Annotated in this window: 13 protein-coding genes and 6 tRNA genes; 3 read left to right on the forward strand and 16 right to left on the reverse strand. The window is 24.2% G+C overall.

The features are described from left to right. Positions 1-3: 3 nt before the first annotated feature. The 12 genes from ACR34G_RS01325 to smpB all read right to left on the reverse strand — a co-directional run bounded on the left by ACR34G_RS01325 (position 4) and on the right by smpB (position 4,788). Positions 4-87, reverse strand: a tRNA-Tyr gene (locus tag ACR34G_RS01325). 104 nt (positions 88-191) lie between these two features. Further along, positions 192-503, reverse strand: a complete 312-nt coding sequence (locus tag ACR34G_RS01330; RefSeq protein WP_436358993.1) for a hypothetical protein — start codon at positions 501-503, stop codon at positions 192-194. Positions 504-616: 113 nt separating this feature from the next. Beyond that, on the reverse strand, positions 617-1,123 hold the full coding sequence (locus tag ACR34G_RS01335) for an adenine phosphoribosyltransferase (protein WP_436358995.1): 507 nt from the start codon (positions 1,121-1,123) through the stop codon (positions 617-619). A gap of 81 nt (positions 1,124-1,204) precedes the next feature. Then, positions 1,205-2,038: an FAD synthase gene (locus ACR34G_RS01340; RefSeq protein ID WP_436358997.1), complete on the reverse strand. Its 834-nt coding sequence runs from the start codon at positions 2,036-2,038 to the stop codon at positions 1,205-1,207. After that, a complete protein-coding gene (locus ACR34G_RS01345; protein ID WP_436358998.1) occupies positions 2,038-2,838 on the reverse strand; it encodes a YcsE-related riboflavin metabolism phosphatase in 801 nt (266 codons plus the stop codon). The genes ACR34G_RS01340 and ACR34G_RS01345 overlap by 1 nt, the downstream gene beginning before the upstream one ends. 2 nt (positions 2,839-2,840) lie before the next feature. Further along, positions 2,841-3,695 carry a tRNA pseudouridine(55) synthase TruB gene (gene truB / locus ACR34G_RS01350; RefSeq protein ID WP_436358999.1) on the reverse strand — a complete coding sequence of 285 codons (855 nt, stop codon included), beginning with the start codon at positions 3,693-3,695 and terminating at the stop codon, positions 2,841-2,843. A gap of 80 nt (positions 3,696-3,775) precedes the next feature. Further along, positions 3,776-3,860: transfer RNA gene (locus tag ACR34G_RS01355), tRNA-Leu, on the reverse strand. 53 nt (positions 3,861-3,913) lie between these two features. Beyond that, positions 3,914-3,989 (reverse strand) — tRNA-Thr (locus ACR34G_RS01360). A 1-nt stretch (position 3,990) separates the two neighbouring features. Next, positions 3,991-4,066: transfer RNA gene (locus ACR34G_RS01365), tRNA-Val, on the reverse strand. Between the two features lie 6 nt (positions 4,067-4,072). Further along, positions 4,073-4,148: transfer RNA gene (locus ACR34G_RS01370), tRNA-Glu, on the reverse strand. Between the two features lies 1 nt (position 4,149). Then, positions 4,150-4,224 (reverse strand) — tRNA-Asn (locus ACR34G_RS01375). Between the two features lie 132 nt (positions 4,225-4,356). After that, a complete protein-coding gene (gene smpB, locus ACR34G_RS01380) occupies positions 4,357-4,788 on the reverse strand; it encodes an SsrA-binding protein (protein WP_436359000.1) in 432 nt (143 codons plus the stop codon). 151 nt (positions 4,789-4,939) lie between these two features. On the opposite strand from smpB, the gene rpmG (ACR34G_RS01385) reads away from it, so the two are divergent. The 3 genes from rpmG (ACR34G_RS01385) to ACR34G_RS01395 all read left to right on the forward strand — a co-directional run bounded on the left by rpmG (ACR34G_RS01385) (position 4,940) and on the right by ACR34G_RS01395 (position 6,495). Further along, positions 4,940-5,092 (forward strand): 50S ribosomal protein L33, encoded by a 153-nt coding sequence (gene rpmG / locus ACR34G_RS01385; protein ID WP_436359001.1) that lies wholly within the window; start codon positions 4,940-4,942, stop codon positions 5,090-5,092. 169 nt (positions 5,093-5,261) lie between these two features. Continuing rightward, on the forward strand, positions 5,262-5,414 hold the full coding sequence (gene rpmG / locus ACR34G_RS01390) for a 50S ribosomal protein L33 (RefSeq protein ID WP_436359001.1): 153 nt from the start codon (positions 5,262-5,264) through the stop codon (positions 5,412-5,414). A gap of 19 nt (positions 5,415-5,433) precedes the next feature. Then, entirely contained in the window at positions 5,434-6,495 is a 1,062-nt protein-coding gene (locus ACR34G_RS01395; protein ID WP_436359003.1) for an aminopeptidase P family protein, read from the forward strand. 45 nt (positions 6,496-6,540) lie between these two features. Here the strand turns inward: ACR34G_RS01395 and ACR34G_RS01400 are convergent, their stop codons facing one another. From ACR34G_RS01400 to ACR34G_RS01415, 4 genes are all read right to left on the reverse strand, one after another. After that, positions 6,541-9,741: a hypothetical protein gene (locus ACR34G_RS01400; protein ID WP_436359005.1), complete on the reverse strand. Its 3,201-nt coding sequence runs from the start codon at positions 9,739-9,741 to the stop codon at positions 6,541-6,543. Positions 9,742-9,744: 3 nt separating this feature from the next. Then, positions 9,745-11,565 carry an oligoendopeptidase F gene (pepF, locus tag ACR34G_RS01405; protein ID WP_436359006.1) on the reverse strand — a complete coding sequence of 607 codons (1,821 nt, stop codon included), beginning with the start codon at positions 11,563-11,565 and terminating at the stop codon, positions 9,745-9,747. Positions 11,566-11,581: 16 nt separating this feature from the next. Further along, the gene (locus tag ACR34G_RS01410; protein WP_436359008.1) at positions 11,582-13,843 is read right to left on the reverse strand and encodes a DUF31 family putative serine protease; all 2,262 of its coding nucleotides are present in this window, start codon (positions 13,841-13,843) and stop codon (positions 11,582-11,584) included. 108 nt (positions 13,844-13,951) lie between these two features. After that, the gene (locus ACR34G_RS01415) at positions 13,952-16,405 is read right to left on the reverse strand and encodes a glucose PTS transporter subunit IIA (RefSeq protein ID WP_436359009.1); all 2,454 of its coding nucleotides are present in this window, start codon (positions 16,403-16,405) and stop codon (positions 13,952-13,954) included. Positions 16,406-16,443: the final 38 nt, after the last annotated feature.

A 16,443-nucleotide genomic window follows, 5' to 3' on the forward strand; every position in this document is an offset into this window, starting at 1 on the left:
TTATGGTGGGGGGGGAGGGATTCGAACCCCCGAATCGTTAGAAAGTGGGTTACAGCCACCCGCGTTTGGCCGCTTCGCTACCCCCCCATAAAACAATATTATTATACACTATTTTTACAAAATAGGAAGAAATTATTATTGTTTTTTGTTTATTTAAAATATTTTGCTTTGAAAATTATATAAATTGATAATTAATTTAAGCCAACAACTATATAATTATCTGCTCAGATTTCAGGGAATGTTCCTTTTTTCATAATAATTGTGAAAAAATCTATAATAAAACTAAGTAAAAGACATGTTCACAATAATTTAAATAAGAATAATCTTAACATTCTTCCAGAACCATAACTATAAGTTATCCCTGTTACTTTCATACCGAAAGTAGGTTTTCCAGAACAGAATTGAATAATTTGTATTACAAACATTACTCCAACTGTAATAACTGCTAAAAAAGTATCAATTCAACTAGCAAAAAATCTTCTTCAATATCCAGCAATCTTCATTTTTATCCTTTCCAATTAAAATAATATAAAATTGTATCATTTTTTTTAATATTTCAAATTAATAATTAAGACATTTTATTATAAAAAAACCAGAATTTGCTGGTTAAAGTATCTTAAATTTTTATTAATGATTCTACTTCATAAGGTTTTAGCATATCACGACCTTTTAGTTCTTCTAATTCCATAAGAAGAACAATTTTTTCAACAGTAGCTCCTTGTGATTCAACTAAATTAATAATAGCTCTTGTTGTTCCACCGGTTGCAAGAACATCATCTATAATTATAGCTTTTTGCCCTGGTTTAATCATTCCTTTTTGCACTTCTAAAGCATTTGAACCATATTCTAAATCATAATTCATAGATACTACTTCACCTGGTAATTTATTTGGTTTTCTAACCATAATAAAAGGTTTTTTTAGCATAGCAGCAACTGGAGTTCCAAAAAGAAAACCTCTAGCATCAGGTCCAATTATTATATCTGCATCTTTGCTTAATTCACTCATTTTATCTATCACATATCTTAAAACTTCCCCATTAGCAAGTAATGGAGAAATGTCTTTAAATAAGATTCCTTTTTTTGGAAAATCTTGAACATCTCTTATATATTTAATTAAATCCATAACTTTAAAATTATATTACATATTTTTTATTTTATTAAGAGAAATAAAAAAATGCTTTTATTTTAATAAAAAAACTAATTTTTAATAACTAAAAAGCTTTTTAATTTCTTCTTTTTCTTTAGTTGTTAATTGATTTTCTATTTCTGTTGTGATTATTCTTTTTTGTTTTACAAATTCAATAAAAACAATTTCTATTGATTCAATTTCTACTTTTAAACCCTCAAAGAAAAAGATTTTATCTTTTTTTAAAACAAAATCCCTTCAAAGAATAACTGGATATTTTTTTTCATTTCATATTAAATAACAAAGGTAAATTCCAGCTGGAAAAATAGTTTGATTTTTAAGGAAGAAAACTTCATTTTTAAAATTTATTTTAGCTTTTATGAAAAAATTTTCTACTAAATTTTTATTAATTGCTTCAAAATTTCCACTAACTAGCAATTCTTTTAAAAAAGAAGTAGATATTTTTCTTTCATTTTCTTTATAAAGTTCTACTATTTCAGTATCTGCAAAATAATCTTTTATTTTTTGTGCATTTAATAAACCATTTTTTCCTAATTTAAAGTCTGAACCTATTATAAATTTAGTTGCTCCTTTTTTAATTAAAAGATTAATAAAATCATAACCGTCAGTATTTTTGATGTTTTCATCAAATTTTAAAAGTAAAATGTAGTTAATTTTTAAATTGGCAATAACTTGAATTCTGGAAAATAAATCTGAAAAAAACTTTTGATTATTTTTAGGTAAAATTTCAGGATTTTCAAAAAGTAAAATTGTTATTTTTTTATTAAATTCTTTTGCTTTTTCTAATAGTTTTAAATGCCCTTTATGAAAAGATTCAAAAGATCCTAAAATAAAGCAAGAATCTTGCAATTCTTGGTTATTGTCATCATTGAAAAGTATAACTTTTGTCATTAATAAATAATTCCTAATTCTTTTAGTTTTAAATATGTTCCTTTTTCTTCAGAAGAAAGTGCTGTATCTTTAGCAACTTTTATAACAAAATCCGGAGCACCATCCATAGCAATTCCATAACCAACTTCTTTTATCATTTCATAGTCATTTGAACCATCACCAAAAGCAATCATTTCTTGAAGTGAAATGTTTATAATTTTTCCTAATTCTTTTAGTCCTTTAGCTTTATTACTGTTTAATGTACTAATAAAAAAACCTTTTGATCATGTGGAATTTATTTCAAGATTTAAATCATTTTTCTTTAAAAAATCGGCTGTTTTAGAAATTAAATTAGGATCAGAACTTTTTACAGTTATGATATGCAAGTTATTTTGATCAAACTCTAAATCAGTTAATTTTTTAAATTTTGCGGTGTGATCTTTTAAAAATCAATTATTAAAATCATGACCTTCTGAAAAATAACCGTATTTATCTGTCATTACACTATAATCACAATTTTCCTTATCTAAAAAATTACTTAATGTAATAAAATCATTGTAATTTATTTTATCTTCATAAATAATTTTTTTCTTTTTGCAATCAAAAATAAATGCTCCATTAGCTCCTAAAAAGTAATCTACTTCTACTTCATCAAGAAGATTACCGATTGTAATCATTTCTCTACCTGTACAAAAAATAACCACTATTCCTTGTTTTTTTAAATCAACAAACATTTTTTTGATTTCTGGAAAAAAATCTTTTTGTGTGTATGGTAAAAGTGTTCCATCTATATCAAAAGAAATTAATTTATATTTTTTCATTTTTACTCCATTTTTAAAACTTTATTTATTATATTTCCAAAAAGTTTATTAGAAAACATTTTTTGTTTATAAATTCTACCAAATCCAACAATTTTATTATTAAAAATTAATACAATTTCTTGTTTATCATCTTCTTCTATTTCAAAATTAAGTCCTTTTACTAAAGTTTTAAGTTGCATATCATTTAAAACAAATTTAGGCAAATTATTATCGATTATACTCAAAGGATCTATTTGTTCCAAATGAAGATCATCTAAAGTTAAATTACTTAACTTTGTTCTTTCTAAAGAGGTCATAATGGCAGAAGTATTTAATTTATTAGATATATCTCTTATTAAACTTCTTATATAAGTTCCTCTAGAAACTGTTGTTTCAAAAGTTAATTCTTGTTTTTCATAATTGAACTCTATGATTTTAATTTTTTCAATGCAAACTTTTGATTTGGATAAAACTATATTTTTATTTTCTCTTGCTAAATCATAAGCCCTTTTTCCATTGATTTTTTTAGCAGAAAAAATAGGTGGAGTTTGCATATAGCAACCAATAAAAGAATTTATTTTTTCTTCAATTTCTGCTAATTCTATTTTTTTTGTGTAATTGATTTCAGTAATTTTTCCTTCTATATCTAAGGTATTTGAATCTAAGTGAAATTTCATTGTGGTTATATAAGTTTTTGTGCTTTTATCTAAATAATTAATTAATTTTGTATCTTCATCTGTTGCAACTAACAACAATCCAGTAGCCATTGGATCTAAAGTTCCTGTATGACCGATTTTTTTAATATTATTTTCTTTTGCAAATTTTTTTATTTTTTGAAATGAACTTATATTTTTTTCTTTGTATAAAAGTTTAATCATATAATAAATATTACTTTAAAAAAACAAAATAAAAAGCAAAATTTAATAATTTTGCTTTAATGATAATTATAAAAATTATATGGTGCGCAAGAAGGGACTTGAACCCTTACGCCGTAAAGCACTAGAGCCTAAATCTAGCGTGTCTGCCAATTTCACCACTCGCGCATTTTAAGGTCATGTTAAAAGGAATCGAACCTTTTTTTAAACCAATAACATGATGGTGCCGTCTATAGGAATCGAACCTACGACCTACTGATTACAAGTCAGTTGCTCTGCCTGCTGAGCTAAGACGGCATGGTGGAAGATGAGGGGCTCGAACCCACGACCTCCGCCTTGTAAGGGCGATGCTCTCCCAACTGAGCTAATCTTCCTAAAAATGGTGACCCATACGGGACTCGAACCCGTGAATGCATGGATGAAAACCATGTGTGTTGACCGCTTCACCAATGGGCCATGGCGCCGATTGCGGGGATCGAACCTGCGACCAACTGGTTAACAGCCAGCTGCTCTACCGCTGAGCTAAATCGGCATTTAGCATTGCAAATAATAATGCTTTATTATTATACTACTTTTTTTAAAAAAACAAAATAATTTTTTATTTTTTTTCTTCTTATTAAAAAAGCAATTTTATTTTATCATAATTTTGAAATTTATGCATTTTTTAATAAATAATTTTTTTAATTGTTCTTTCTAATTCTTTTTCTTTTTCAGAAATCCTTTTATCTATTTTATTTTTACCTTTAACTAAAGCTAATTCAACTTTAACTTTATTTTTATCATTTCAATAAAACATTAAAGGAACAAGAGTAAATCCTTGTTGTTTTTGTTTTAGTTCAATTCTCTTTAATTGATTTTTATGTAAAAGCAATTTTCTTTCTCTCTCTTCATCTCCTTTTACGGCCATATATAAGGAAATATGTAAGTTAGTTAAATATAATTCACCTTTTTTAAAAGTAGCATAACAATTTTTTAAGTTAAAATTGTTAGCTCTTATGGATTTAATTTCTCAACCAAGTAAAGAAATTCCACATTCATATTTTTCATAAATTTCATAGTTGAAATTTGCTATTTTATTTTTTTGAATTATTTTCATAACTTTTCCTTTCTTATATAATATTATTATAGATTAAAAATGATTTTAAATATAAATTTACAAAAATAAAAAGATTAAAAAATAAAAAAATGTGAATTTTTTGATAAAATTTTTTTATCTTTTATTTATAAAAATACAATAAGGAGGAAAAATGCCAAGAGAAGGTGTTACTTTAAGATGCAATGAATGTAAAATGGAAAATTACATAACAACAAAAAACAAAAAAACACAGACAGAAAAATTAGAAATGTCTAAACACTGTCATAAATGCAACAAACATACATCACATAAAGAAAAAAAATAATTTTCCTTGTGTTTCCTTTATAAAAGAATAAATACTATATTTAAATTTTAGTTTCTACTCTGCTTTATTATAAATGCAGAGTTTTTTATTAAAATCTAATTTTAAAAATATTTTCTTCTTTTTGTTAAAATTAAATTAATTAAATTATTATTTTATATTAGGAGGAAAAATGCCAAGAGAAGGTGTTACTTTAAGATGCAATGAATGTAAAATGGAAAATTACATAACAACAAAAAACAAAAAAACACAGACAGAAAAATTAGAAATGTCTAAACACTGTCATAAATGCAACAAACATACATCACATAAAGAAAAAAAATAAGAAAAGAGATAAGTTAAAAATGAATAGAAAATATTTAGATATAACATTAACAGAGAAAAAATTAGATGCAATAATTTCATTTGCTCCACAAACAAGACTTTGATTATCAACAATTCAATCAACAGATGGAATTACTGTGATGGAAAAAAATAAATCATATGTTTTTGTTGATGGACGTTACTATGAATATGCAAAAAAACAAGTAAAAAATGCTGAATTAGTTTTATTTAACAAAGAAAATTGAGATAATTTTTCTAAAAGCAAAGAATACAAAAGAATTGGAGTTGAAGCTGATTATATAACTCTTGTTGAGTTAAATAGAATAAAAAAATCATTTCCAAACAGTGAAATAGTTGAAATTTCAGGTCAAAAACTTAGAATACTAAAAGATGAAGAAGAAGTAAAATTAATTAAAAAAGCTATTGATATTTCACTAGAGGCTTATGATGAATTACTAAAAGAAATTAAAGAAGGACAAAGCGAACAAGAACTTGATAGAAAATTAAACTTTTTAATGAAAGAAAAAGGTGCACAAAAAGAATGTTTTGATTCTATCATTGCTGCGGGAGCTAATTCTGCAGTTCCACATCACCACCCAACTTCTGCAGTAGTTAAGTCAGGAGACTTATTAAAAATTGATTTTGGTGCTATTTATAAAGGTTATGGAGCAGATATAACAAGAACATTTATTTTTAATCCTAATAACTCAAAAGTAGATCCTAAAAAAGAAGAAATTTTACAAATTGTTAAAGAAGCTGCACAACTTGGAAGACAATTTGTAAAACCAGGTATAAAAGCTTCTGAAGTTGATAAAGTATGTAGAGATTATATTGAATCCAAAGGATATGGTGAATATTTTGTTCACTCTACAGGGCATGGTCTTGGAATTGATGTTCATGAATTACCAAATGTTTCATCATTAAGTGATTTTGTATTAGAAGAAGGAATGGTTATTACAGTTGAACCTGGTATTTATATAGAAGGTTTTGGTGGAGCAAGAATTGAAGATGATTTACTTGTTACAAAAGAAGGATCAATAACTTTATCTAGAAAAAATGAAATAAATGGTATTGGAAAATAATCTTATTAAAACGAATATAAAGAAAAAATGCGGAAATCCGCATTTTTATATTTCAATCATTTCAAATTTTGATGGTTCTAATTCTATTGATTTTAATAATTTATTTTTAAAGGAATTAGGGTTGCTAGAAGTTTCAAAACCGAAATAGTCAAATTCCAAGGAAGAAAGAAAACCGAAACCATAACCATCATCTCCTGTATTTTGCATAAAGATAGCAACCATTTCTCCACTTTCATCATAAACTATACTTCCTGATGCTCCAGAAATTAAATCATATTTATCGTTATTATTGTTGTTATCATATTGAATAAAAGTTTTAAAATAACCATATTTTGCAAATTCTTGTGCTTGATCATTTATAGTTACTTTTTCTATTCTATTAATAATATGTTCTCTATATCTTCTACCAGAAAAGTTTAGATGAGGATCTTGTGGGAAACTGCTAACAAAGAATTTTACATAATTATTTTGGGAAATATAATTAGTTTTTTTGCTTAATTTAAGTGGTTTTAATCTTTGTCATTCATTTAAGTAATTGATAATTTTGGTATTTTTTTCTAATTTTGCTTGTTTTAAAATTGGTTCAATATCAATTATAGATATTGATATATCAGCATTATTTCTATTTGAATCTTGTTCTTTTGTTTCATCTCTTTTGGTTTGATTTATTGCTTGTCAAAAATTAAAATTGAATCATTTTTTTTCTACATTTATTGAAATTTCACTATTAGCACTATTTACCTTGGAATCGTTGAAATCTGGAATTAAAAATTTTTTTAAAACTCTAGAATCATATCATCTTGTTTCTAAAATGTCACTAACGTGTCTATTTGTTATGAAAAAATATCTATAATCATTTGGATCGTTGGGTTTAACTTTTGCAAGCATAGTTGAAGTTCCACCACCAACAACAAAAACTCTTTTTCTAATTTCTTGAAAATTTGTGTCGGTTTCTTGTTCTAAAATTCTTTTACCATTACTAAATTTAAGTGGATTATTAATTTTGTTTGAATAATATTGTCCATTAGAACTTAATTTAGCATGTAAATCTGATTGATAAGTTTCAGGAACAAGTGAGAAATTTTCATCTTCTTCATCTTTTGTTAAATATGAAACATCAACTAAAGTATTATATTTAGAAATAAAAATATTGTTTTCAATTTTAGTTTCATCTTGAGTGAAACTAAAATCAGGAATATAATCACTATATTCATCGTTTGGTTTAATTTTTATAATTAAATTAGAATCATTATCGATATTATAATTAAATTTTACAAAAGGTTCTTCAAAAAACTCAGTTACTCATTCGTTATTTAAAACATTTTTATTATTTAATAATTCTTCTAAATTTATTAGTATTCTTTGAGAAATTTTTGTTTCAAAAGAATCATCTTTTTTTCTAAAATCAAAGGTAATTCCTATTTTTTTATCAGTAAATGGTTTATTTAAAAAGTTTTTTAAATTAAGTTTTAATGTTGCTTCTTTTTTGTTTCCTGATAATTTAATTTCTTGATATTGAATAAAAATAGGCATAAGTTTATTAACGTATTTATAAATATTATTTTCTTCTTTGAATCTTGCTTGTAAATCTGGTATTTTAGATAAAAGTTTTTCAGCAGGAATAGGATTATTAAAATCACTAAAGTTTGTTCATTTTGGAAACTCATCACTAAATTTAAAAGTCCCTTGAATATATTTTAATATTTTTGTCATTTCAATATTAAAATAATTTTTTACTAGATTTAAATTATTATCAGTTTTTTCTAGAAGGACACTATTTGGGAAAATATTTTTATCAAAAATAATTTTAGGGTTATTGATATTACCACTTTGAGTTAAAGTTTTATTTTCTAAAATATCAGGTTTTGGGAAGGAAAATAATTTATCTTTAATTAAAATTGATAAAGGTGGGAATGAAATTTCTTTTGATTCATAAAGAATTTTTATTAAGTTGTATTCAACACCTTTTTTTATTTGATTTTTTATATTAAAAAATACAAAAGAGTTGTCACTTGAAATTTCTTCATTAGTTAATTCTATAAGATTATTTTCTTCACTTGTTGGTGATAAAAACACGGAAAATACAGCATTATTAGGAATATAAAATTGGTTTTTATCATAACTAAGTTTTATTGAATAAAGATTTTTTGATTCATCAAATATTAATTCTGAACTTGAAAAGTTTTTTATTGTAGTTTTTGCAGTAGTTACTTCTTTTACAAGTTTTTCTATAGTTAAATTTTTATTATTTAAAGAAAAAGAATCAATATAGTATTGAGTATTGCTTTTTAATTCATTTACATTTATTTCAATAAAAGGAGAATTAACTTCGTAATTACTTACTATTATCTCTTTTTCTTCTTCATCAGAATTTTTAGATTTTAATACTAATTTAAAAGTTTTTAGATTTTCATTAGATAAATTAAATTCTGAAAAATGGAATATTACTAAAAAACTGTTTTCTGTAATGTTTTTAAAATTTATAAAATCTATAACAAAATTATCTTCTTTATTTTCTATTTCATTGCTAATTTTTTTAGTTGTAAATTTAGTATTTAAAATTTCATTTGATATTATTATTTTGTTTTTTAAATCTTTAAAATTTATTTTTGAAACTTTTAATGTTTTTGAACTTGAAGATAAGATTTTATTTAAATTTATATTTAAAATATTGTTTTGTAAAATATCTTCAAATAAATATGTATTTTGTTCTTCATCAATTAATTCAACAATAGTAATTGGGTTAGATTCTTCTAGATATTCAGTATTGTTAAGAATAAAATTGATATTAGAAACTTCTTCTCTTTGATTTAAAACTGAAGAATTATTAATTTCAATATTTGCTATTTCTAGTTGAAATTTAGTACTAAAATTATTAAAATTTACTTCTTGATTATTTATTATTATTTTATAAATAAAGTATTCATAATTGGTTGTCAAGTTATTTATTTCAAATACTAATAAATTCTTTTCTAAAGGAATTTCCTTTATAAAAGAATTATTAACTAATATTTCTTGATTATCAGAATTTTTATAATATATTTGTATATTTTCTTTTGTTGTACTAATATTGGAATTTAATTTTAATTCTATTTCTACTGAAGAATTTTTTGAATTTTTATATTTTATATCATCTATAATATAAAAATTTTTGTCTTCATTTTTATTTATTTCTTTATTTTGACAAGAAATTAAAGTTGTTAAAAATAAAGGGGTGCTTGTTAAAATTCAGATTTTCTTTTTCATAAATTATTTAAAAATTTTCTTACCTAATGTTTTATATAATTTAATTTTATTATTTAGTAAGTCAAAAACTTTTTGTAAAGTGTTATTATCGAGTAAATCAATATTAGAATCTTTTAAAATGTTTAAAGGTCAATCTTTGGAACCAGAACTTAAAAATTTATTAATGTAATTTTCTAATTCTTGAACACCATTTTCTTTATATTTTTGGAAGAAAATATTTGCTACTATATAACCAATAGCATATTTATAAACATAGAAATTATAATAAAAATGAGGTACAATTACTGAATAAATATTGCTTTTATTTCCTACTTTTTCTTTATTTTTGATATTTGTATATTTGTTTAAAACATCAACATAAATTTTTTCAAAACTTTCAAAAGTTTTCATAGGAACAGAATTATCAATATTTTTATAAAGTTCATATTCATAATTAGCTCATTGACATTGTCTTACTACTGTTGAAAGAAAATCTTGAATAGATTTTTCAAGCAAATGAAATTTTAATTTTTCATTTTTTGCATTAGTAAACATATAATCAAAAAGCATTAGTTCGTTGAAAATTGATGCAATTTCAGCAAGAAAAATAGGATAGTCTGCGTGTTCATAAGGCTGATTTTGATCTGAATATCAAGAGTGCATTGAATGACCCATTTCATGTGCTAAAGTAGCAACTGAATTTAATGTTCCATTAAAATTCATAAGGATATATTTTTTTTCAAGTGAATAATGACTTCCGATTGAATATGCTCCACTTCTTTTGTTAGGAACTGTTAAATAATCAACTCATCTTTGATTTATTGCTTCTTTCACTTTATTTAAATAAGTTTCTCCCAACGGTTTAACTGCTTCAAAAAGTAAAGATTGTGCATCTTCTACTGAGTATTTTTCTTTAATATTTACAAGTGGAAGCATTGAATCTCATGGTTTATAATCTTTATTATATTTTTGTTTAAAAAATTGTTTTTTAGTTTTGTAAAAAAGATCATATAAATTTGAGTTTGATTGAACAATAGAAAATAGTTTATTTAAAAGTTCTAAAGGAACTTTGTCATTGGATATTTCTTTTTCAACCAAAGAATTATAGTTTCTATTTAGAGCATCTGTAGATTTATTTCTTATATGTTGTTCAAGTAAGGAACTAAAAGTTTGTTTATGATTTAAAAAACCATTTAAATAGTTAGTATATGCTTGCTTTCTTATATTTTCATCTTTTCTTTTTAAATATGAAAAGTAAGTAGATTGATTTAAGGTAAACTTTTTATTTTTACTTATAATTTCATCGAATTTAGTTTCAGAATCTCTTAAAATTGCAAAAGTTTGGTATAAAGAAACCTCTCCTTTTGATGTTTGTGTTATATAATTTTCCACTTCGTCTACATACTTATGTTCTTTTTTAGATAAAATCTCTTCAACATCTTTATTATATAATTGAAATCTTGGATCTGATTTTCATTCATTTATTTTGTGTGAATTTTTAAAATACTCATTTTCTTCAGAACCAAGTTCTTTAATAAAATCTGAGTATTTATTTAACAGCAAACCAAAATGAGTTGAAACCACTGGTTCAACTAAATTAGTATTTTTTTTGTTAGATAAATAGTTATAAATTTGTGAAAAATATAAATCAAATTCTTTTTGTTTTTCTTTATATTCAATAAATTTATCTATATTTTCAAATTTAGTTTTACTTGTTTTTATTACTGGAATAGAATATTTTTCAAAATCATCTAATCATTCTTGAATTGATTTATTTTTTAAAATAAATTCTAAATCAAATTTATATTTTTCTGGTATTTCATTATAATTTTTATAATTTTTCATTTTTTCTCCTTAAATTTTAATCTTTTCTATAACCTTCTTTGGATAATATTTTTTGAATTGAATTTCAATATTTTTTTAGTCAAGAATTTTCAGAAGTTCTTGTATTTAAATAAAATAAAATTGGGTTAATTTCTTTATTTTCAGGGTTTATTTCACTAAATAATATTTTTTCTTTACTATTTTCATTATCAATGGTTCCTGGTTTTTTAGCATTTGTTGCAAAAAGGGATCCAACAAGAATTTTATTACTATCAAATACTGCTGAACCTGAACTTCCAGTTCAAAATGAATTTAATATCCCAACACCATTTAAATATCAAATATTTTCAAAATTGGCATTATTATAGTAAAACTTTCCTTCGCCCTCTAATTGTGAATTTTTAAAATTGATATTTTCTTTTAATATGGATGTTTCTTTTGTTACAAACTCATTATATTTTGGATCAACAGTAAATGTATTTGTTGAATTGTTAAAAGAAATTAAAGACTCATTAAAATATCGTTTAGCTGTTGTTTCCCCAATAAAAGAATTTTTTTCAAATGCATTTTGTTGAGAATCTACAACTGTAGAATAACCAAAAACATTTAGATTCAATTTGGAATTATTTCCTTCTTCACTTTGAATATTTCCAATTAAAGTTGGATTTAAATCATATTCTTTAAAAGCTTCTGGTTTTTCTATGTTATTTTTCAGTTTAATTTTAATTATTGAAAAATCAGTTCCTGTATTTGGATAATTAGTTATTGTAGGTTGATGCTGAGCATCTAGATTTCAATAGTTTTTAAAGTTATGATCATAAAGTAATGGTTCCATAATTTCATATGATTCTATAAAAGAGAAAGGTGATTGGAAGTTTGTATTTATTACTTGAGAGTCATAATTGAAACCAAAATTATCTCCATTGTCTTTTTGTGGATTGTAATAAGAAAAATGTTTTTTCAAAATGTCAGAAACTAATTTTGTATTAACTGGATTTTTATTAGTATCATTTCATTCTTGACTGTCATTTGGTTTTAAAAGAAATAACTCATTTTGAAATAAATTTGTAAAGGTTTTTTCAGGTATGGAACCATCATAATTTAGTGAAGCTTGAGCTTGAAAAACATTATTAAGCATTGATAATTTTTCTTCAGTTATTTGTTTATAATTGTTATTTTGACTAATAAGTTGCGAAGAATTTGTATAAACTTGTGGAAATTTTAATACTTTAGTAACATGGATATTTGTTGCTAAATAATAAGTTAAATTTTCTGAATCAGAAGGATCTTTATCAATAACTCAAGCTGTTCCATTTATTGAAGAAAACGGAAATAATACTGATCTTTTACCAGCCTTATCGCTATAAACATTTCATAATTCATCAAAGTAAGTAATTCTCATAGAACGTTTTTCTAAAAATTCACCCATTACTCTTTTATCATTTTGTAAATTTGAATAAATTTCTTTTATTTCAACATCTTGCTTATTTAAAATCTCTTTTGGAGTTGATATAATAAAATTATTTTCTAGATTAGCGACAAAAAAATCACTATCTTTTTCATTATTGTAAATTAATGCATATTTAACTAAATATTTTGTATTTTCCTTTAATTTTGGAATACTTATTCATTTTTTGCTAATAATTTCTTTATCAGTTGTGATTTTAGAATCTTCTTTTATTATATTATCATTATTTAATTCATAAATAATTAATGAAATGTATTTATTTAAATCATTAGAAGATAAGTCATAATTTAAATTGAAAGTATTACCAAAATCACTTGTTTCAATTTCCTTATTTTTTTCATTCGTTGTAAAAGAAATGTTTGAATTAGAAAATACAATTTCTTTGTTTATTTCTTCTTTTATGGAAAATTCCAAATTATCATTTTGTTGATTGGTTTGTTTAATTGATTTTAATAAATATGGCTTATTTGGAATAATATTATTTTTAAAGGAAAAAGTTGCAATTTTACCATTTACATAATTTTCGTTTTTTATAATTGAAACACTACTTAACTCTTTTTCTTCATTTTCATTTTTTAGTTGTAGTTCAATTTCTAAATGTGAATTTACATTTTTATCAAATTCAATATTTAATTCTCATTGCTCAGAAGAATTATTAAATTTAACTAAATTGTTAAAATTAATAACATTTACTTTATTGTTTGTTTCACTTGGATTTTCTTTATTTTCGTTCTTTTGAACAGAACAAGATAGAGAAACAGCACTTAAGAAAGTAGGAACTGCTATAAGACCTATAGAATATAAGTTTTTAAATATTTTTTTCTTTTTCATATGTTATCTTTCATTTTAATAATATAAAATAATACCAAAAAAAATTCTTTTTTAAAGCATTAAAAGCATAAAAAAAGAAATCATTTTAAATGATCTCTTTTTTGTTTTTTATTTTACTTCAAAGACAATTTCATCTTTAGAAGAGTTTTTCAATTGTTTATTAATAACTTCTGTTTTTGTTGAATCTGAAGTAACAATATAAACAATATCAGTTTTTTCAACAGCTGTTTTTAAGAATTCCATATCAACTTCAGCAATTAATTGTCCTTCTTTTACTTCACTTCCTTGTTCAATAAATGAAGTGAAACCTTTTCCAGATAAATTAACTGTGTCAATTCCTATATGAATTAAAATATTAATTCCTTCTTTTGTGGTTAAACCATAAGCGTGTTTTGTTGGGAATACAGTAGTTGCTACACCATTAAATGGTGAATAAATTTTAACTATTTTTTTAGTTGCATCTGGAGAAACAATAACACCATCACCAAGCATTTTTTCTGAAAAAACACCATCGTTTATTTCAGAAATATCTTTAATAGTACCTGAAGTAATATTTTTAAATTTAACAACTTCTTTATTATCTAAATTCATATTATTATTTGTATCTTGTTGAATTTCGTTTTCTTGTTTTTCTTCGTTGTCTAAAACAAGTTTTTCACCTTTGTGAGAACTAATTTTTGAATTTAATTGTTCAGCAACTGGTCCAAAAATAACTTGAACGTGTTTATCACCGATAAATTTAACACCTTTTGCACCTGCTGCTTTTAATCTTTCTTCATTTACTTTTGTTTTATCAAGAATATCATATCTTAATCTTGAAGCACAGTTATTAAAACTTTCAATATTTTCTCAACCACCAAAAGCAAGAACTATTTCAGTTTCTTGTGCATTTAAAGAAGATTTGGTTGTTTGTTTTGAGCTTTTTTGATTTTTGAAATCTGCTTTTGTAAATAATTTAGTATTGCTTCCTCTACCAGGAGTTTCTAAATTCATTTTTTTGATTACAAAGTAGAAAACAAAGTAATAAATTGGAGCATAAGCAATTCCGATTACTGCTCATCATCAGAAGTTAGTTCCTTTTAATACAGGAATTGCTCCGTAAATAATTAAGTCAAGAATTCCACCAGAGAAAGTTTGACCTATATGAGCACCTAAAATGTTCATAAACATAAATGCAAATCCAGCCATTATTGCGTGGAATCCTCAGAACATATAAGGAGCTAAGAATAGGAATGTAAATTCAATTGGTTCTGTAACTCCTGTTACAAATGAAGTAAGTGCTGAAGGAACAACACTACTTAATGCTATTTTTCTGTTTTCTTTTGGAGCTGCCATTACCATTGCTGCAGCTGCAGCAGGTAAAGCAAATTGCATAAATGGATATTTACCTTGTAAGTATCTACCTACTTTAATTCCAAGTTGTTTTTCAAAGAAAGTAAATACAGGAGCAATTTCAGTTTTTCCATTTACATTATAAACAACATTGTTAAATTCTAATGATAAAGCACTATTTGAAATTAGAGAGTCTCCAGCTCATTTAGTTGGGTTTTTAGCCATTAATTTATAAAGTTCTGTTGCTGTAATGTAACTTTTTCAGTTTTCTTGTAATGCATAGTTTGTAGAAGATAAAGGACCACCTTCTTTAAGAGCATCTCCTAAAGAAGAGTACACATCTCCACCAACATTTGTGTATCATAATGGAGCATAAAATGCATGATGCAATCCAAATGGAATTAAAGATCTTTCAATAATTCCAAACACAAGTGATTCAAGACCTACTGGAGCTTTATTTAAAAGTTTACCAAATGCTGTTAGTCCAGCACCTATTCATGGTCAAAAGATCAAGAATAAAAAGGTTAATGGAATCATAGCAACGATTGAAACAATTGGCACAAAACGTTTTCCTCCAAAGAAGGAAATCATTTGTGGTAATTGGATTTTGTAGAATTTATTATATAAATAAGAAATTAAAATACCTACAATTATAGATCCGAAAATGGAAGTTTGTAAAGATAGAATTCCAAAACTACTTTTTACAATTTGTAATGAAGATTCTAAACTTCTACCAGCACCACCAAAAAGAACTACATAACCTTTTAATTCTTTATAAACAATTTCTCCTTGTTTATTAACTTCTACTACAATATTATTAACATTTCCAGCAGTTACTTGACTGCTATTAGATAATGTTTCATAAACTGGTGATATAAAAGGAACTTGTAAAGCTAAAAATACAAAGTATCCTACAATAGCTGAAAAGACAGCTGTTCCTGCATCATTTGTAAAGGAAACTACAAATGCAGCAGCAAATAATAAAGGTAAAGCGTCAAAAATTGGTTGACCTAATTGTTTAATAAAAATCCCAAATACTTTTCCACCACCTGATGATAAATTTTCAATGGTAGCACCTATACCAAGAAATAATCCAGCTATCGCCATAACAGCAATAGGTAGTAAAAAAGCACCTGAAATTTTTGATAAAATCAACTTAGCTTTTGCACTAAAGTTTTTGTCATTAACTACTACTTTATCTTTGCTTTTTGTTTTAAAGAAAAATTTCATTTTATCCTTTCTAAAATTACCTACTATAATAAAGTATA

This window comes from Mycoplasma sp. 480, from assembly GCF_051353065.1.
Classification (GTDB): domain Bacteria; phylum Bacillota_I; class Bacilli_A; order Mycoplasmatales; family Metamycoplasmataceae; genus Mesomycoplasma_A.